13 protein-coding genes and 5 pseudogenes are annotated in these 17,634 nt (G+C 63.0%); 11 read left to right on the forward strand and 7 right to left on the reverse strand.

The genetic code is table 11. The features are described from left to right. Positions 1-132 precede the first annotated feature (132 nt). From AB4O25_RS10260 to ppnP, 8 genes and pseudogenes are all read left to right on the forward strand, one after another. Positions 133-1,908, forward strand: a pseudogene (locus AB4O25_RS10260) (acyclic terpene utilization AtuA family protein). Between the two features lie 11 nt (positions 1,909-1,919). Then, positions 1,920-2,792: pseudogene (locus AB4O25_RS10265) on the forward strand (SDR family oxidoreductase). Positions 2,793-2,795: 3 nt separating this feature from the next. Next, positions 2,796-4,412 carry a geranyl-CoA carboxylase subunit beta gene (gene atuC / locus AB4O25_RS10270; RefSeq protein WP_017527655.1) on the forward strand — a complete coding sequence of 539 codons (1,617 nt, stop codon included), beginning with the start codon at positions 2,796-2,798 and terminating at the stop codon, positions 4,410-4,412. Between the two features lie 15 nt (positions 4,413-4,427). Then, positions 4,428-5,577 (forward strand): annotated as a pseudogene (atuD, locus tag AB4O25_RS10275) (citronellyl-CoA dehydrogenase); the annotation flags it as partial. 4 nt (positions 5,578-5,581) lie between these two features. After that, entirely contained in the window at positions 5,582-6,343 is a 762-nt protein-coding gene (locus tag AB4O25_RS10280; protein WP_017527653.1) for an enoyl-CoA hydratase/isomerase family protein, read from the forward strand. Between the two features lie 125 nt (positions 6,344-6,468). Then, positions 6,469-8,351: pseudogene (locus AB4O25_RS10285) on the forward strand (acetyl/propionyl/methylcrotonyl-CoA carboxylase subunit alpha). Between the two features lie 73 nt (positions 8,352-8,424). Further along, positions 8,425-8,967, forward strand: a complete 543-nt coding sequence (locus AB4O25_RS10290) for a 3'-5' exonuclease (RefSeq protein ID WP_017527651.1) — start codon at positions 8,425-8,427, stop codon at positions 8,965-8,967. Positions 8,968-9,030: 63 nt separating this feature from the next. Further along, positions 9,031-9,312 (forward strand): pyrimidine/purine nucleoside phosphorylase, encoded by a 282-nt coding sequence (ppnP, locus tag AB4O25_RS10295; protein ID WP_017527650.1) that lies wholly within the window; start codon positions 9,031-9,033, stop codon positions 9,310-9,312. Positions 9,313-9,377: 65 nt separating this feature from the next. Here the strand turns inward: ppnP and AB4O25_RS10300 are convergent, their stop codons facing one another. Both AB4O25_RS10300 and AB4O25_RS10305 read right to left on the reverse strand, forming a co-directional pair. Then, complete coding sequence (locus AB4O25_RS10300) at positions 9,378-10,184, reverse strand: MOSC domain-containing protein (protein WP_065876515.1); 807 nt, start codon at positions 10,182-10,184, stop codon at positions 9,378-9,380. Between the two features lie 41 nt (positions 10,185-10,225). After that, positions 10,226-11,160, reverse strand: a pseudogene (locus AB4O25_RS10305) (chemotaxis protein CheV). 558 nt (positions 11,161-11,718) lie between these two features. On the opposite strand from AB4O25_RS10305, the gene AB4O25_RS10310 reads away from it, so the two are divergent. From AB4O25_RS10310 to AB4O25_RS10320, 3 genes are all read left to right on the forward strand, one after another. After that, positions 11,719-12,168 (forward strand): hypothetical protein, encoded by a 450-nt coding sequence (locus tag AB4O25_RS10310; protein ID WP_017527647.1) that lies wholly within the window; start codon positions 11,719-11,721, stop codon positions 12,166-12,168. A 355-nt stretch (positions 12,169-12,523) separates the two neighbouring features. After that, positions 12,524-13,417 carry a sensor histidine kinase gene (locus AB4O25_RS10315; RefSeq protein WP_017527646.1) on the forward strand — a complete coding sequence of 298 codons (894 nt, stop codon included), beginning with the start codon at positions 12,524-12,526 and terminating at the stop codon, positions 13,415-13,417. Further along, entirely contained in the window at positions 13,414-14,073 is a 660-nt protein-coding gene (locus tag AB4O25_RS10320; protein WP_017527645.1) for a response regulator transcription factor, read from the forward strand. The genes AB4O25_RS10315 and AB4O25_RS10320 overlap by 4 nt, the downstream gene beginning before the upstream one ends. Here AB4O25_RS10320 and yegS read toward each other — a convergent pair. The 5 genes from yegS to AB4O25_RS10345 all read right to left on the reverse strand — a co-directional run bounded on the left by yegS (position 14,032) and on the right by AB4O25_RS10345 (position 17,605). Next, positions 14,032-14,952: a lipid kinase YegS gene (gene yegS / locus AB4O25_RS10325; protein WP_460150842.1), complete on the reverse strand. Its 921-nt coding sequence runs from the start codon at positions 14,950-14,952 to the stop codon at positions 14,032-14,034. The two genes, AB4O25_RS10320 and yegS, sit on opposite strands and share 42 nt — an antisense overlap. 92 nt (positions 14,953-15,044) lie before the next feature. After that, entirely contained in the window at positions 15,045-15,437 is a 393-nt protein-coding gene (locus tag AB4O25_RS10330) for a DUF2802 domain-containing protein (RefSeq protein ID WP_017527643.1), read from the reverse strand. Next, complete coding sequence (locus AB4O25_RS10335; protein ID WP_010208785.1) at positions 15,438-15,920, reverse strand: chemotaxis protein CheW; 483 nt, start codon at positions 15,918-15,920, stop codon at positions 15,438-15,440. It abuts the gene before it with no gap. An 81-nt stretch (positions 15,921-16,001) separates the two neighbouring features. Then, complete coding sequence (locus AB4O25_RS10340; RefSeq protein ID WP_026067243.1) at positions 16,002-16,814, reverse strand: CheW domain-containing protein; 813 nt, start codon at positions 16,812-16,814, stop codon at positions 16,002-16,004. A 2-nt stretch (positions 16,815-16,816) separates the two neighbouring features. Then, positions 16,817-17,605: a ParA family protein gene (locus tag AB4O25_RS10345; RefSeq protein WP_017527641.1), complete on the reverse strand. Its 789-nt coding sequence runs from the start codon at positions 17,603-17,605 to the stop codon at positions 16,817-16,819. Positions 17,606-17,634: the final 29 nt, after the last annotated feature.

The following is a 17,634-nucleotide window of genomic DNA, read 5'->3' on the forward strand; positions in this document are numbered from 1 at the left end:
TGACGTCTTGGCCGGCAATTTAGGCGGTGCCGGCCAACCAAGCAAGCGCTTGGGTGAAACTTGTATCCAATGTTTACAAACCAAGCGCTTGCTTGGTAGTCTCATCGCCAGCCACTCGAGGAAGGATTTCTCATGAGCAAGACGGTTCGTATCGGCTGCGCCAGTGCCTTTGGGGCGACACCTGCACCGCCGCCGCGCAGTTGGTACACGGCGGCGCGCTGGATTACCTCGTGTTCGATTACCTGGCGGAAGTCACCCTGTCGATCCTCGCCGGTGCGCGGCTGAAAGACCCACAGGCCGGTTACGCCACGGATTTCGTCGAAGTGCTCACGCCGCTGCTGGCCGAGATCCAGCGCCAGGGCATCCGCGTGATCAGCAATGCCGGCGGCATCCACCCCCAGGCCTGCGCCACCGTCCTGCAAGCGGCCTGCGACAAGGCCGGCATCGCGTTGAAAATCGCGGTATTGCTCGGGGATGACCTGCACCCCCGACTCAAGCAATTGCCCAATATCCGCGACATGTTCAGCGGCGCGCCATTGCCGCCGGTGTGCGTATCGGCCAATGCCTACCTCGGTGCTCCGGGCATCGCACAGGCTTTGACGCTGGGCGCCGACATCGTCATCACCGGCCGGGTCGTCGACAGTGCGGTCGTCAGCGCGGCGTTGGTGCATGAATTCAAGTGGGCATGGCATGACTATGACCAGCTCGCCCAGGCCGCGCTCGCCGGCCATATCATCGAATGCGGCGCCCAATGCACCGGCGGCAACTTCACCGATTGGCGCGAGGTGCCCGACTACGAGCACATCGGTTTTCCCATCGTCGAGGTCAGCGCCGACGGCTCGTTCACCGTCGCTAAAGTCGACGGCAGTGGCGGGCTGATCAGCGAACTCAGCGTGGCCGAACAACTGCTGTATGAGATCGGCGACCCGCGCGCGTATCTGTTGCCCGACGTGATCTGCGATTTCAGCCAGGTCACCTTGCAGCAACAAGGGGAGAACCGCGTTCACCTGCGCGGCGCCAAGGGCTGCCGCCGACCGACCAGTACAAGGTCAGCGCCACCTACCCCGACGGATTCCGCTGCACCGCCAGTTGCCTGATCGCCGGGATCGACGCGGTGGCCAAGGCCGAGCGCGTCAGCCAGGCGATCATCCACAAGACCTCGCAGCTGTTCAGCCAACGCGGCTGGGCGCCTTACACCGACGTGAATATAGAACTGCTGGGCAGCGAAGCGACCTATGGCGCCCACGCCCGGCGCCACGACTGCCGCGAGGTGGTGATGAAACTGGCGGTGCGGCACCCGAGCAAGCAGGCACTGGTGCTGTTCGCCCGCGAAATCGCCCAGGCCGCCACGGGCATGGCGCCGGGGCTGACCGGCATCGTCGGCGGGCGGCCCACGGTGTATCCGTTGATTCGGCTGTTTTCGTTCCTGGTCGACAAAACCCTGTGTGAGCCGCTGATCGAGTTCGAAGGCAAGCGCCACCCTGCACCTTGCCTGCCGCTACCGTATTGGCCACTCCCGCAGCGCCACTTGATCCGCCAACCGCGCAAGGCTGCGCCGACGCCAGCGTGCCGCTGGTGAAACTCGCGGTGGCGCGCTCCGGCGACAAGGGCAACCACAGCAATATCGGCGTGATCGCCCGCCAGCCCGAGTACCTGCCGTGGATCGCCGAAACGCTGACCCCACAAGTCGTCGTCGACTGGATGAGCCACGTCCTCGACCCCGTGTATGGCCGCGTCGAGCGCTGGTACCTGCCCGGCAGCCACAGCCTGAATTTCCTGCTGGAAAACGCCCTGGGCGGCGGCGGTATCGCCAGCTTGCGCATCGACCCGCAAGGCAAGGCCTTCGCCCAGCAGTTGCTGGAAATCCCCATCGCGGTGCCGCAACACATCGCCGATCAATTCAAATAAGGAGCGCTGCCGTGGCTTTCGACTCGATCTTCAAAGCCGACCTTTTCCAGGGGCACACCCTGATCGTCACCGGTGGCGGCAGCGGTATTGGCCGGTGCACCGCCCACGAGCTGGCAGCCCTGGGCGCCCGCGTGGTTCTGGTGGGGCGCAAGGCGTCAAAGCTGCAACAGGTCGCGCAGGAAATCACCGAGGACGGTGGCAGCGCCCATTGGCACGCCTGTGATATTCGCGACGAAGAGGCGGTGACGGCGCTGGTCACGCAGATCGTCAACGAGCACGGCCCCGTGCACGGGTTGGTCAACAATGCCGGGGGCCAGTACCCTCGCCGCTTGCCTCGATCAATCAAAAGGGCTTTGAAACCGTACTGCGCACCAACCTGGTGGGCGGCTTCCTGATGGCGCGGGAAGTGTTCCAACCAGTCGATGAGCACGCACGGCGGCGCCATCGTCAATATGCTCGCCGACATGTGGGGCGGCATGCCTGGCATGGGCCACTCGGGCGCGGCGCGCGCGGGCATGGACAACTTCACCAAGACCGCCGCCGTCGAATGGGCCTGCGCCGGCGTGCGGGTCAACGCCGTAGCGCCAGGCTGGATCGCATCCAGCGGCATGGACACCTACGAAGGCGCATTCAAGGCAGTGATCCCGACCTTGCGCGAACATGTGCCACTCAAACGCATCGGCACCGAATCGGAAGTCAGCGCCGCCATTGTGTTCCTGCTCAGCCCCGCCGCCGCGTTCATCAGCGGCAGCACCCTGCGCATCGACGGCGCCGCCAGCCTGGGCAGCCGCGCCTGGCCGCTGCACAAGGCGCAGCCGCCAAGCGAGCCCTTCAATGGTTTTCATCGGGCGTATCTACCCGATGTGCTCAAGACGGAGCAATAGCGCATGCCGGTGATTGAAAGCCTGATCGACCCGCACAGCCCGCAGTTCGCGCAGAACCGCCAGGCCCTGCTGGAAAGCCTCCAGCACCTGCGCCAACTGGAGCAGAACCTGCTGAGCAAAGCCCAGGAAGCCAAGCCCAAGTTCGACACACGCGGCCAATTGCTGCCCCGCGAGCGTCTGGACCTGCTGCTGGACCCTGGGGCGCCGTTCCTGGAACTGGCCAGCCTGGCCGGCTACAAGCTGCATGACGACAAGGACGGCAGCGCCGCCGGTGGCGGGTTGATCGCCGGTATCGGCTATGTCAGCGGGGTGCGCACGCTGGTGGTGGCCAACAACAGCGCGATCAAGGGCGGCACCATCTCCCCTACCGGCCTGAAAAAATCCCTGCGCCTGCAACAGATCGCCCTGGAAAACAAACTGCCGGTGGTGACCCTGGCCGAAAGCGGCGGCGCCAACCTCAACTACGCCGCCGAGATCTTCGTCGAAGGCGCGCGCAGCTTTGCCAACCAGGCGCGCATGTCGGCCATGGGCTTGCCGCAGATCACCGTGGTGCATGGCTCGGCCACGGCCGGCGGGGCGTATCAGCCGGGGTTGTCGGATTACGTGGTGGTGGTGCGCGGCAAGGCCAAACTGTTCCTCGCCGGGCCGCCCCTGCTCAAGGCCGCGACGGGTGAAGTGGCCACCGATGAAGAACTGGGCGGCGCCCAGATGCACGCGCAAACCGCCGGCACCGCAGAATACCTGGCGCAAAACGACGCCGACGGCGTGCGCATCGTACGGGAGATCGTCGGCCTGCTGCCGTGGAATGATCGCCTGCCGGCAGCGCCACAACGCACCTACACAGAACCGCTGTACCCCGTCGACGAACTGCTGGGATTGATCCCCGATGACCCGAAAAAGCCCTACGACGTGCGCGAGATCCTCGCGCGCCTGGGCGACGGCTCGCGCTTCCTCGAATTCAAGGGTGAGTTCGACGCCCACACCGTCTGCGGCCATTTGCACATCCAGGGTCGCGCCGTCGGCGTGATCGGTAACAACGGCCCCATCACGCCCAAGGGCGCCAGCAAGGCCGCGCAGTTTATCCAGCTGTGCGACCAGAGCCGCACGCCGCTGCTGTTCCTGCATAACACCACCGGCTTCATGGTCGGCACCGAATCGGAGCAGCAAGGGGTGATCAAGCACGGCGCGAAGATGATCCAGGCGGTGGCCAATGCACGGGTGCCTAAACTCACGATTGTGGTGGGCGGCTCCTACGGCGCCGGCAATTACGCGATGTGCGGCCGCGGCCTCGACCCGCGCTTTATCTTCGCCTGGCCCAACAGCCGCACGGCGGTGATGGGCGGGGCGCAGGCAGGCAAGGTGCTGCGTATCGTCACCGAGGCCAAGCAACTCAAGGATGGCCTGGTGCCCGACCCCAAGATGCTGGACATGCTGGAGCAGGTCACCGCGCAGAAACTCGACAGCCAGTCCACTGCGCTGTATGGCAGCGCGAACCTGTGGGACGACGGGCTGATCGATCCTCGGGATACGCGAACGCTGCTCGGTTTTTTGCTGGATATCTGCCACGAGGCCGAAGTACGGCAATTGCAACCGAACAGCTTCGGCGTGGCGCGTTTCTAACAGGAGAACAAAACCATGATCTTCACCCAGGAACACCAGGAACTGCGCCGCAGCGTGCGCGCCTTCGTTGACCGCGAGATCAACCCCCATGTGGACGAATGGGAAAAGGCCGGGCGTTTTCCCATCCACGAGATCTTCCGCAAGGCCGGCGACCTCGGCCTGCTGGGCATTTGCAAGCCGCAAAAGTTCGGCGGCATGGGGCTGGACTACAGCTACTCGATTGTCGCCGCCGAAGAGTTCGGCACCATCCATTGCGGCGGCATTCCCATGTCCATCGGCGTGCAGACCGACATGTGCACCCCCGCCCTCGCCCGCTTCGGCTCCGATGAGCTGCGCGAGCAATTCCTGCGCCCGGCCATCAGTGGCGAGCAGGTCGGTTGCATCGGGGTCTCGGAAACCGGCGCCGGCTCCGACGTGGCCGGGCTCAAGACCCACGCGCGCAAGGATGGCGATGACTACGTGATCAACGGCAGCAGAAATGTGGATCACCAACTCGCCCAGCGCCGACTTCATTTGCCTGCTGGCCAACACCTCCGACGACAAGCCGCACATCAACAAATCACTGATCATGGTGCCCATGAACACCCCCGGTGTCAGCGTCAGCCCGCCCCTGGAAAAGCTCGGCATGCACAGCTCCGAAACCGCCCAGGTGTTCTTCGATGGCGTGCGCGTGCCACAACGCAACCGCATCGGCCATGAAGGCGCGGGTTTCATGATGCAGATGCTGCAATTCCAGGAAGAACGCCTGTTCGGCGCGGCCAACATGATCAAGGGCCTGGAGCACTGCATCGACAGCACCATCGACTATTGCAAGGAGCGCCAGACCTTCGGCAAGGCGCTGATCGACAACCAGGTGATCCATTTTCGTCTGGCCGAACTGAGCACCGAAATCGAATGCCTGCGGGCGCTGGTGTACCAGGCCACCGAGCAATACATCAAGGGCCAGGACGTGACCCGCCTGGCGTCCATGGCCAAACTCAAGGCCGGGCGCCTGGGCCGCGAAGTCAGTGACAGCTGCCTGCAATATTGGGGCGGCATGGGCTTTATGTGGGACAACCCGGTAGCGCGGGCCTATCGCGACGTGCGCCTGGTGTCGATCGGCGGCGGCGCCGACGAAATCATGCTGGGCATCATCTGCAAACTGATGGGCACCCTGCCGGGGAAAAACCATGAACACTCTACTGCTCGAACCGCACAACGGCGTGCTGCACATTACCCTCAACCGGCCGGAATGCCGCAACGCCATGAGCCTGCAGATGGTCAACGAACTGCGCACGGCCCTGGCGCAATTGGACAGCCAGGTGCGGGCCGTGGTGATCAGCGGCGCGGGCGGACACTTCTGCGCTGGGGCGGATGTGAAGGACCTGGTTACTGCGGGCGATCAGCTGGCCGCATTAAACCGAGCTTTCGGCGCCTTGTTGCAAGAGGTCGAAGCCGTTTCGCAGGTGGTGATCGTGGTGCTGCAAGGTGCGGTGTTGGGCGGTGGATTTGGCCTGGCATGCGTCAGCGATATCGCCATTGCCGACCACAAGGCGCAGTTCGGCTTGCCGGAAACCAGCCTGGGCCTGTTGCCGGCGCAGATCGCACCGTTCGTGGTCAAGCGCATCGGCCTCACCCAGGCCCGACGACTGGCCCTGACGGCAGCGCGCTTTGATGGGGTCGAGGCCGAGCGGTTGGGGCTGGTGCACTTTACCGAAAGCGATCCACAGGCATTGGCGCAGCGATTGGACGCGTTGCTGGGCCAGGTGTTGCAGTGCGCGCCGAAGGCCAATGCGCGCACCAAAGCGCTGTTGCTGGCCAGCGCGCAACAGCCGTTGGGGCCGCTGCTGGATCAGGCGGCGCAGTGGTTTGCCGAGGCGGTGACCGGTGAAGAAGGGATTGAGGGGACCCAGGCTTTTGTGCAGAAGCGCAAGCCTGGGTGGTGCAAATGACGCTATCGGGGGCAAGTCGAATCGTCGCAACGCTTCTCCCACAGGGGAACGCGTTTCAAATGTGGGAGGGGGCTTGCCCCCGATGAGGCCGGAACAGACACCCGTATAACCCGAGGGATAACCCAATGCCCGCATTCAACAAAATCCTCATCGCCAACCGCGGCGAAATCGCCTGCCGCATCCAGCGCACTGCCCAAGCCCTGGGCTACCGCACCGTGGCGGTGTACAGCGAGGCCGACAGCCAGGCCCTGCATGTGCAAATGGCGGACGAAGCGGTGAATATCGGCGCGGCGCCGGTGCAGCAGTCGTACCTCAACATCCCGGCCATCCTCGACGCAGCCCGACGCACAGGTGCCGACGCCATCCACCCCGGCTACGGCTTCCTTTCGGAAAACCCCGACTTTGCCCGCGCCTGCCGGCAGGCCAACCTCACCTTTATCGGCCCCAGCGTCGAGGCCATCGAGTTGATGGGCAGCAAGCGCCTGTCCAAACTGGCCATGCTCGACGCCGGTGTGCCCTGCATCGCCGGTTACCAGGGCAGCGCCCAGGACGACACCACGTTGCAACGGGAAGCCGAGCGCATCGGCTACCCGTTGATGATCAAGGCCAGCGCCGGTGGCGGCGGGCGTGGCATGCGCCTGGTGCATCAGCGCGAACATTTGCTGGAACACGTGCGCACCGCGCGCTCCGAGGCGCAGAACGCGTTCGGCAGTGATGAGCTGATTCTGGAACAGGCGCTGATCGAGCCGCGCCACGTCGAAATCCAACTGTTCGGCGACACCCATGGCCACCTCATCTACCTCGGTGAGCGCGACTGTTCGATCCAGCGCCGCCATCAAAAAGTCATTGAAGAAGCGCCGTGCCCGGTGATGACGCCCGAGCTGCGCCAGGCCATGGGCGCAGCCGCGCTCAGGGCCGGCCGCGCGGTGACGTATGTGGGCGCCGGTACCGTGGAGTTCCTGCTCGACCGCAACGGCCGGTTTTACTTCCTGGAAATGAACACCCGCCTGCAAGTGGAGCACCCGGTCACGGAGTTGATTACCGGCCTGGACCTGGTTCAGTTGCAATTGCAGATCGCCGCCGGCCAGGCGCTGCCCCTGACCAAGAAGACGTGACGTTGACCGGCCACGCCATCGAAGCGCGCCTGTACGCCGAAGACCCGGCCCAGGGCTTTCTGCCGCAGACCGGTGAGGTGCTGCGCTGGGAACCCGCGCCCGGTGTGCGAATCGACCACGGGCTGTGCGAGGGCGATACCATCGGCCCGTTCTACGACGCCATGCAAGGCAAGATCATCGCCCACGGTGCCACCCGCGAAGAGGCACGGCGCAAGTTGTTGCGCGCGGTGCAAGACACGCAACTGCTCGGAGTAACCACCAACCAGCGCCTGTTGGCCGACCTGCTCACGCATCCAGGCTTTATCGGCGGCGATTTCACCACCGGGTTTATCGCCGAGCACTTCAGCGTCATTGCCCGACAGCCTGCGACCGACGAACAACTCGCCCTGGCCGCCGCGCTGTTTTATCACCACAGCGCCCGCCCGCATCCCCCAGGCTTGGCGGGATGGCGCAACAACGCCAGCACGCCCTGGACCTGCCGCCTTGAGGTCAACGACCAGATCCACAGCGTCACCGCCGCCGCCCTGCCGCTCACCACCGACGGCCGTCACGCCACGTTTGTGCTCAACGGCATTCGCCGTCGCATCGCCTACCACCTCGACGGCGACCGCCTGTGGCTGCCGGGCCTGGCGCTGACCAACCGCACCCAACCCGTCGCCAACCCTCAGGCCGACGCCGGCAGCGGTACGCTCAAGGCACCGATGGACGGCGCCATTGTCGATGTGCGCGTCAATGCCGGTGAGCGTGTGAGCAAAGGCCAACTGCTGCTGGTGCTGGAAGCCATGAAAATGGAGCATCCACTGACCGCGGGCATTGATGGCATCGTCAAAGGCGTGCAAGTCGCAACCGGCGATCAGGTGCGCAATCGCCAGGTTTTACTGGAGATTGAATAGGCCCTGGGCGGAACTACAAGGCCGGGCTACGCTCTATCCCCATCAGGAAGAGACGAGTACGGGAACCTGCACGATGCCTCATTGGCTGATTATTGACCTTGAAGCCACAACGGATGAAGGCGGCTGGCCCGTGACGGAAATGGAAGTCATCGAGATCGGCGCGAGCCTGGTCAACCGCCAGGGCCGCGAACTGGACCACTTCCAGCGCTTTGTGCGGCCGCTGCGCCGCCCCTTGCTGACGCCGTTTTGCCGCCAGCTCACCCACATCACCCAGGCGAACATCGACAGCGCGGCGCCCATCACCGAGGTGTGGCCGCTGTTCGAACGCTGGCTGGGCCAGCATCAACCGCGCCTGGAGGGCTGGGCCAGTTGGGGCGACTATGATCGCGCGCAGTTGGAGCTCGAATGGCAGCGCAATGGCCTGGCCAGCGCACTCACCGAAAAGCCCCATGTGAACCTCAAGCAGCGCTTCGCCAAGGCCCGGCGCCTGGACAAGCCCCTGGGGCTCAATGGCGCCCTGCAATTGGCGGGGATGCAGTTCCATGGCCAGCAACATCGGGCACTCGAAGATGCGCGCAACACCGCGCGCCTGCTGCCGCTGATTTTGCCGGTCTAGGCAGCCCCGTTGGCCTTGGGCATACTGGCCGACCTTTTCAGACCCTTTTCCGAGGAATCGCCCATGTTTAAAGTCAACGAGTACTTCGACGGCACCGTCAAGTCGATCGCTTTCGGCACCGCAGAAGGTCCGGCGACCATCGGCGTCATGGCCCCGGGCGAATACGAATTCGGCACGGCCCAGCGTGAAATCATGCATGTGGTCTCCGGCGCCCTTATCGTCAAGCTGCCTGACGCCGAGTGGGAAACCTTCGCCGCCGGCAGCCAGTTCAACGTACCAGCCAACAGCAAGTTCCAGCTGAAGGTCGCCGTCGATACCGCTTACCTGTGCGAATACCGCGGCTGAGGGTTCAACCGAACAAAAAAATGCCCGTCTCCTGCGAGACGGGCATTTTTTATGGGCACTGAAAATTATTCCAGGACAGTCACCGGCATGCCTACTTCCAGGCGCCCTACCCCGTCGTTGACCAGGTTTTGGCCGAACATCGCGCCCTCTTGCGTGTTGCGGTAGGTTTGCAGCGTGGCAAAGGGTTCGCGGTCGGCGCTGCGCTCGCCGGTCTGTGGGTCGATGGTGGTGAGGATGCAGCGCGAGCAGGGCTTGACCACACGAAATTCGATATCGCCGATGCGCAGGCGCTTCCAGCCGTCCTCGGCAAAGGCTTCAGCGCCTTCGATCACCAGGTTGGGGCGAAAACGCAGCATCGGCATGGGGCGGCCGATTTTTGCGCAGAGGTCATCGAGGGAGCCCTGGCCGATGAGCAGCAACGGGTAACCATCGGCGAACGCCACCTGGTCATCATCGCGGCCATAACCCGCCTGGGTGCTGCGCGCATATTCCACGGGCATCTGCACCAGGCGCGTCGGCTTGCCGATGAAATCGCTGACCCAGGCAGCGGCGGCGTCACCGGCATCCGGCACACGCAGGGTGTCGCGCCAAATGGTCACGCCGCGCAGTTCGTTGGCGCTGCCGGGCAACGCCACGTCCAACGGCAGGTAGCCCGGCGAACTCAGGGTGAGCCCGCCGGCAGCGTTCCACAACGCCGACAATTGGCTCATCTTCGCCACGGCGCGCTGCGTGAGGAAACGCCCGCTGGCTTCGTCCACCAGCATCCAGCGTCGATCGCCCTCCAGCCCGAGTTTATCCAGGCCGACAGCCTGCAAGGTTTCGGCCTTGCCGGACTTCAAGGGGTAACGGTACAACGCGCTGAGACGAAGCATGGGCCTGCATTCCTCGGGGGGCAAAGAGTGCAACCCTAAGGTCAAGCCGAGGCTTCGTCCAGCATCAGTCGCTGACGCACCACATCCACCAGTTTGTCGGGCTGGAATTTGGACAGGAAATTGTCGCAGCCGACCTTCTTCACCATCGATTCGTTGAAGCTGCCCGACAGCGAGGTGTGCAGCACCACGTAGAGTTTGCGCAGGCGCGGGTCGTTGCGGATTTCGGTGGTGAGGCGGTAGCCGTCCATCTCGGGCATTTCGGCGTCGGTGAAGATCATCAGCAGTTTGTCGGTCATCACGTGACCCTCATCGGCCCAGGCCTTGAGCATGTTCAACGCCTTGAGGCCGTCGCTGGCGATGTGCATCTTCACGCCCAGTTGGCCCAGGGTGTCGCGCAGTTGCGAGAGGGCAACGTTGGAGTCGTCCACCAGCAGCACTTCGCGCCCACGGGCACGTTCCAGCACCGGGTCTTCGAGTTTTTCACGCGAGACCTTGGCGTTGTAGGGCACGATTTCGGCGAGGACTTTTTCGACGTCGATGATTTCCACCAACTGGTCATCGACCTTACTGATGGCGGTGAGGTAATGCTGGCGCCCGGCGCTGGTCGGCGGCGGCAGGATGGCTTCCCAGTTCATGTTGACGATGCGGTCCACGCCACCGACCAGGAACGCCTGCACCGAGCGGTTGTACTCGGTGACGATGATGGTGCTGTTCGGGCCCGGTACCAGTGGGCGCATGCCGATCGCCTGGGACAGGTCGATCACCGGCAGGGTCTGGCCACGCAGGTTGACCACGCCACACACAAAGGGTGGCGCTGGGGCATCAGCGTGAGCTTGGGCAGTTGCAGGACCTCCTGCACCTTGAACACGTTGATCGCAAACAGTTGCCGGCCGAACAGGCGGAACATGAGGATCTCCAGGCGATTCTCACCCACCAGTTGCGTACGTTGATCTACGGTGTCGAGAATGCCGGCCATTAAATGCTCCTGATGTGCGCTGGAAATGTGGCGCGAACGGATTATGCAGTTCACTTGAGCTAGTTATCGGCGGCAAATGCCAGACCTTGACCCCCTGTAAAGTGCCACGGAAATTGATTGATGTCACACTGACATCATGCTTTACTGCGCGGGCCTCTCCAGACGGCAGTACAGCGACGTTGCGTGACATTCAAATCGACGCAAGGTTCCGCTATGTAAGGGGTTCCCCTATGCACAATCAGGCAAAACCTGATATTCGCAGTATCTAATAGCCATTAATGTGACGCCATTCTCATTGCATGAATGGAGTCAGGCTTTTTTGTTTGCCATGCCAAGCCCTCGGCCCACAGGCCTTTCAGACGTCCATGTCACGGCAAGTGAAGGTGTGCAACAAAGCCCACTCACCAAGGCTACGCACGGCCCTTGCCGTCATTCCAATAAACGTCTTACTAAAAAATCAGAAGCGACCTACAGGTCCAAGCCAAATTTCAGCGCTATTTTTAAGCCATCCACCCAGTGCGACATCTCATCACCCGACCGTATGTTGTGGAGGCTTGCATGATGAATAGCGCAAATGAATGGCAGACCACCTTCCCCGAGTTCTTGATTGAAGCAGAAAAACTGCTGGCAAAATCAGAAGAATGCTTGAGCCATCTGCACTTGATCCGCGACGACAGCGATGCCATCGAGTGCATGAAAAACAGCTTGGCCAAACTGGCCGAGACAGCCGACAGCCTGGCCCTGCAAGCTATCAGCGAATTCTCCCGGCATATCGAGTATCTGATCGCCAACGCCGCCAGCCCCCTGCAATTGCATGATCAGGCGCTGGACGCGTTGCACGCCTGCTTGAGCCTGCTGGCCTGGCAACTGGAATTGATCGACACCCGCACGGGTGAGCTGGGCATGGACGACACCGAGCAAACCACCTTGATTGCCACGGTAAGCCTGCAGATTCCGCAAAAAAGCTTCAGTTATAAGCCGCAGCAACGCCTGCATCACGCGAGTTGATGGGTCGTCTTCAACTCGCGTGTTCTTTACAGCCCAGAAGCTTGTTCACCCGTTAAAACGGCGCGCATAGATATCAATTAGCTATTAATGTTTATCACCACACCCCCACTCAAGTACGACAACTTCCTCTCACTGCCTACACTCCGGGAATGCCGCCTGGGGCAAGGCCGCCGCCAAGTAAGCCTGCCGGTCATGGCACCAGGCGACCAACGGTAAGAGTGGTGGTACTATGCCTGCGCTCGAAGTGACCCAACTTCATGATGCGAATAAACGACTCGATAACGTATTCCAAACAAGACCGCTCAGCCGCCGTGACCGGTCTTCCCGCAGCGAACCTTTATTGGCTCCATCCGCTATGAATGCCAGCCTCAAGACACTCATTGCCAGGTCCGCGTCCCGCAGCAATGCACGCCGTTTGATCCTCACCCTGTGCCTTGGCTCGCTGCTGTTGAGCCTGTGGGCCTACGTTCGATCCGCGCCGCTGCCGCTGATGGTGTTGCTGCTCAACCTCGCTATCTTGCTGGTGGTGGGCCTGCAGCAGTGGTATTCGCGCAAGTCCATCAAGTTCCAGCCTCACGAACTGGCCAAGCGCCTGTTGCAAGTGCAAGAAAACGAACGCCACCGCCTCAGCCGCGAATTGCATGACGATATCGGCCAACTGCTGACCGCCGCCAAGCTGCAAAGCGAATGGCTCAAGCGGCGCCTGCCGGACGAACTGCAAAGCCAGTGCAGCGTGTTGTGCAACACCTTGAACGAGACCCTGGCCAAGGTGCGCGACGTGTCCGCCATCCTCAACCCGCGACAGCTCGCCAGCCTGGGCCTGGAAGCCAGCCTGCGCGCGCACTTGCTCAAGACGCTGGCAAACACCCCGGTGCACTGGAGCCTGGAATGCCAGCAACGGCTGACCGGCATCCCCGAAGAAATGGCCGTGGCGGCCTTTCGCATTACCCAGGAAGCGGTGACCAACATGCTGCGCCACGCCCAGGCGCGCAACGTGCTGGTTCGCCTGCAACGCCTGCCTGAAGGGCTGTCGCTGAGTATCTGTGATGACGGCCAGGGCTTTTCGCCCGCCATCGACCCAGGTAGCGAAGGCCAACGGGGCATGGCCGGCATGGCCGAGCGGATCGATCAGTTGGGAGGCACCCTGTCCGTGAGCAGCCAGCCTGGCGCCGGCACGCGCATCGAAGCACTTTTCCCCTGGGCGCCGCGCGCCCTCGAACGGGCCAGCTCCCCTAAGGTTCTCGAGTGACCTGTACATTATTGCTGGTGGATGACCACGCACTGATCAGGGCCGGCGTACGCGCGCTGATCCAAGACATTCCCGGCTATGCGGTGGCCGGCGAAGCCAGCGATGGCGCGCAATTGCTGGAGCAGTTCAGCGCGCTGCAGCCGGATATCGTCCTGTTGGACCTGTCGATGAAGCACACCAGCGGCCTGGATGCCTTGCAGCAACTCAAGCGCGCCTACCCCAGGAGCAAAGTGCTGATCCTGTCGATGCACACCGACCCGCAGTTGATCATGTGTGCGCTGGAGGCCGGCGCCCATGGCTACCTGCTCAAGGACACCACCGCCAATGAGCTGGAACACGCGCTGGCGGCCTTATCCAACAACGAGCGCTACCTGAGCCCGGCCATCGCCCACACCGTGATCAACCAGGCCTTGGTGCGTAACCAGGCGACCAGCGCGCCTGCCGGCCACAGCCATAACCTTACGGCGCGCCAATTGGAGATCCTGCGCCTGATCGTGCGTGGCAAATCCACCCGGGAGATTGCCCACGGCCTGGGCCTGAGCATCAAGACCGTGGAAGCGCACCGTTCGCAAATCATGAAGCGCCTGCAGATATTCGACGTCGCGGGCCTGGTGTTATTCGCGGTGCGCGAGCAGATCATCAGCCTGGATGACTAGCGGCGAACCCAGCGGCAGGTGCACACGAAGCGCCTTGGGCAAGGCTTCAAAACGCAGATCGTCACCCTGCAGCGGCTCACCGTCGAGGTTGATGTAAAGCCCTTCAGCCTGCTGGATCCGGACCCACGGCAGGCGCGCGCGGACAAACATGGTGTCCAGGCCCCACCCGTTGCTCATCAGCTCACGCAACGTGCCGACCACCTCCTGGGGTGCCGGCAGAATACTCACGTCGAGCAAGCCATCATCGGCCATGGCACCCGGGCACAGCTCATGCCCACCGCCGGCCTGGCGACCATTGCCGATGCCCAGCGCCAGCAGCTCGCCCTTCCAATGAAAATCCGGCCCGTCCAGCTCGGCATAGGCCGCCGTCAATTCGCTGAAACGCGTCAAGCCGGTAAACAGGTAGGCGGCGCCGCCCAGGACTTTTTCCAGGTCTTCGGAGGTGTTGGCGGTGACCTGGCTGCCGAAGCCGCCGGTGGCCATATTGAGAAAGATCTGCCCGCCGACCTGGCCGAGGTCGATCGCCCGCGGCGGCACGTCCAGCATCGCCAGCGCCAGGGCCGGCTCCAGCGGCACACCGGCGGCCTTGGCGAAATCATTGGCGGTGCCCAGGGGCATCAGCACCAGGCTGGCGTCGGTCCTGGCCAGGGCCATCGCTTCGGCCACATCGCGCAAGGTACCGTCGCCGCCACCGGCGATCAGGCAGGTGTATCCGTCGTCCAGGGCTTCGTTGACCAAGCGCTGGGCGTCGCCCCCCTCCCAGGTCACCCGTACCGCCAGCTCCCAGCCCTGCTCACGCCGGGCCTGCACGGCTGCGCGCACGTCCTCGTTGAGGGCTTGCTTGCCGTGGAGGATCAACAGTGCCTTGGGGCTGGTCATGGACGAGGTACTCCTGGATTCAAAGGTGCTTGAAGGATGTGGACCTTGAACCCGTAGCAAAAGTGCGGCAGCAAGTGACAAGCTTGTCGCACTCAGCCCTTGTGCAACTTACTCATCAACTGCGCCTCAGCCTGGGTCAGCCCGCACGACTGGGTCAGCTCGTCCACCGTCGCGCCCATGCCGACCAATTTCGCGGCCTGAGCGAACGACAGGCTGGCGGGATCACGCTGCTCGAGCTGCACCAGTTTGTCCGGCAACGGCGCGAGAATGGCGCGCAGTTCATGCACCTCATCCCCGACCTTCACCGCGCTGCGCTGGTACTGGTCGACCCGCTTGACCAGCTCCAATACACGCCGGTCGCGCACAGCGTCGCGCTCGGCCTGCTGCATCGCCAATTCCCGTTGCTGGCGCAGGTAGCGCAGCAAAAAACCCAGGGTCCCGGCCCACAACAGGGCCAGGACAATCACCGCAGCCTCAAAGAACAATCAGATACTCTCCAGTTCCGACCATTCTTCTTCGCTCATCATCTTGTCCAGCTCAACCAGAATCAGCAGTTCGTTGTTCTTGTTGCACACGCCCTGGATGAACTTGGCCGATTCTTCGTTGCCCACGTTCGGCGCGGTTTCCACTTCCGATTGGCGCAGGTAAACCACTTCCGCCACGCTGTCGACCATGATGCCGACCACTTGCTTGTCGGCTTCGATGATGACGATACGGGTGTTGTCGCTGACTTCGACGGTACCCAGACCGAAGCGCTGGCGGGTGTCGATTACCGTCACCACGTTGCCGCGCAGGTTGATGATGCCCAGTACGTAGCTCGGCGCACCCGGAACCGGAGCGATCTCGGTGTAGCGCAGCACTTCCTGCACGCGCATCACGTTAATGCCGTAGGTCTCGTTGTCCAGCTTGAAGGTAACCCATTGCAGGATCGGATCATCCAAACCTTGTGCGGACGCTGACTTGTTCATATCTCTGACCCCTTCAGATGCCGATGTAGGCGGCGTATTTACTGCTTTTGACCACACTTGCGCGCGGCCCTTATTGTTCAATCAACTGCGTTTGTTGGCAGGCATCGCCTTGACGGCACCGCTGGCGATCAATTCGGCCAGTTCGGCAACGTCGAGCAACGCGCACATATGTTCGATCACGGTGCCCGCCAGCCAAGGCCGCTGGCCCCGGTGGCTGCGCCATTTGATTTCATTGGGATCCAGGCGCAGCGAGCGGCTGACTTGATGCACCGCCAACCCCCACTCGTAGCCCTGCACCGAAATCACGTATTGCAAGCCTTGGCGGAAGTCATCGCGGTAGCGGTCGGGCATCACCCAGCGCGCGGTGTCCAGCACCTTGAGGTTGCCGGCCTGGCTGGGCAGGATGCCGAGGAACCACTCCGGTTGCCCGAACAGCGGCGTCAATTCCTGGCCTTCCAGGGAATAGATCGAGCCCAGGCACACCAGCGGCACCGCCAAGGTCAACCCGGCGACGTCGAACAGCAAGCACTCGAACGGCTCGGCGGCCCACGACGGACGACCGTCGCCGGTGACCGGCGGCGGTGTGATGCTGGGCGGCAGGTGCACTTGCACCACCGGCTCGACCACCACCGGCGGCGTCAGCGCTTCCACGACAACCGGCGCCTCGGGCGCCACGGTCAGCGGCGCGGCGTGTGCATCGCGGGCCTGCTCTTCCAATACAGCCAACTGGAACTCATCCAGGGCGTCCGACGGCGGCACTTCTACCGCCGGTTCCAGCACCAGGATCGGTTCCGGTAATTCTTCTGCGGTCGCGTCTTGCAGCAGGGCGTCCAGGTAGGACTCCAGCGCCAGTTGCGGCCGGGTCTTGGTCTTGAGTTCAACGGGGCGGTTCATCATCAAGCCACCTGCGCCACGAGTTGCTGCGACAGCAGATGCTTGAGCAACGCACGGTAAGCCATGACGCCACGGCTCTTGGCGTCGAACTGCGAAGGCGTGAGCCCGGCGCGGCTGGCATCGCGCAGGCGCGTGTCCACCGGGATGTAGCCGTTCCAGATGCTCTGCGGGTAGGCGTCGCGCAATACGCGCAAGGTACCGAGGGAGGCCTGGGTGCGGCGGTCGAACAAGGTGGGGACGATGCTGTACGGCAGCGGCTGCTTGCGCGAGCGGTTGATCATGGCCAAGGTGCTGACCATGCGCTCCAGGCCTTTGACCGCCAGGTGTTCGGTCTGCACCGGGATCACCAGTTGCTGGCTCGCCGCCAAGGCATTGACCATCAGCACGCCGAGCAACGGCGGGCTGTCGATGATCGCGTAGTCGAAGTCCTGCCACAGTTGCGCCAGGGTCTTGGCGATCACCAGGCCCAGGCCGCTCTGCCCCGGCGACTGACGCTCCAGGGTGGCCAGCGCGGTGCTGGACGGCAACAGGGAAATGCTCTCGTTGCTGGTTGGCAGCAGCAATTGGCCGGGCAAGTCGCCAGGCACACTGCCCTTGTGCAGGAACAGGTCGAAACAGCTGTGCTCCAGCGCATCCGGGTCATAGCCGAAGTAGCTGGTCATCGAGCCGTGGGGGTCAAGGTCAACCACGACCACGCGCTTGCCCGCTTCGGCCAGCAAGCCGGCTAAGGCGATGGAGGTGGTGGTCTTGCCGACTCCACCTTTTTGATTGGCAACTGCCCAGACTCTCATTCGGATGGTTCCTCCCGGTGGGCACAAGC

Source organism: Pseudomonas sp. S3_A03 (assembly GCF_054668275.1).

Excerpts from the sequence above, each read along its gene's own strand:
- atuC (WP_017527655.1), top strand. The coding sequence starts at position 2,796 with ATGCCGGTGATTGAAAGCCTGATCGACCCGCACAGCCCGCAGTTCGCG.
- AB4O25_RS10280 (WP_017527653.1), top strand. The coding sequence starts at position 5,582 with ATGAACACTCTACTGCTCGAACCGCACAACGGCGTGCTGCACATTACC.
- AB4O25_RS10290 (WP_017527651.1), top strand. The coding sequence starts at position 8,425 with ATGCCTCATTGGCTGATTATTGACCTTGAAGCCACAACGGATGAAGGC.
- ppnP (WP_017527650.1), top strand. The coding sequence starts at position 9,031 with ATGTTTAAAGTCAACGAGTACTTCGACGGCACCGTCAAGTCGATCGCT.
- AB4O25_RS10300 (WP_065876515.1), bottom strand. The coding sequence starts at position 10,184 with ATGCTTCGTCTCAGCGCGTTGTACCGTTACCCCTTGAAGTCCGGCAAG.
- AB4O25_RS10310 (WP_017527647.1), top strand. The coding sequence starts at position 11,719 with ATGATGAATAGCGCAAATGAATGGCAGACCACCTTCCCCGAGTTCTTG.
- AB4O25_RS10315 (WP_017527646.1), top strand. The coding sequence starts at position 12,524 with ATGAATGCCAGCCTCAAGACACTCATTGCCAGGTCCGCGTCCCGCAGC.
- yegS (WP_460150842.1), bottom strand. The coding sequence starts at position 14,952 with ATGACCAGCCCCAAGGCACTGTTGATCCTCCACGGCAAGCAAGCCCTC.
- AB4O25_RS10335 (WP_010208785.1), bottom strand. The coding sequence starts at position 15,920 with ATGAACAAGTCAGCGTCCGCACAAGGTTTGGATGATCCGATCCTGCAA.
- AB4O25_RS10340 (WP_026067243.1), bottom strand. The coding sequence starts at position 16,814 with ATGAACCGCCCCGTTGAACTCAAGACCAAGACCCGGCCGCAACTGGCG.
- AB4O25_RS10345 (WP_017527641.1), bottom strand. The coding sequence starts at position 17,605 with ATGAGAGTCTGGGCAGTTGCCAATCAAAAAGGTGGAGTCGGCAAGACC.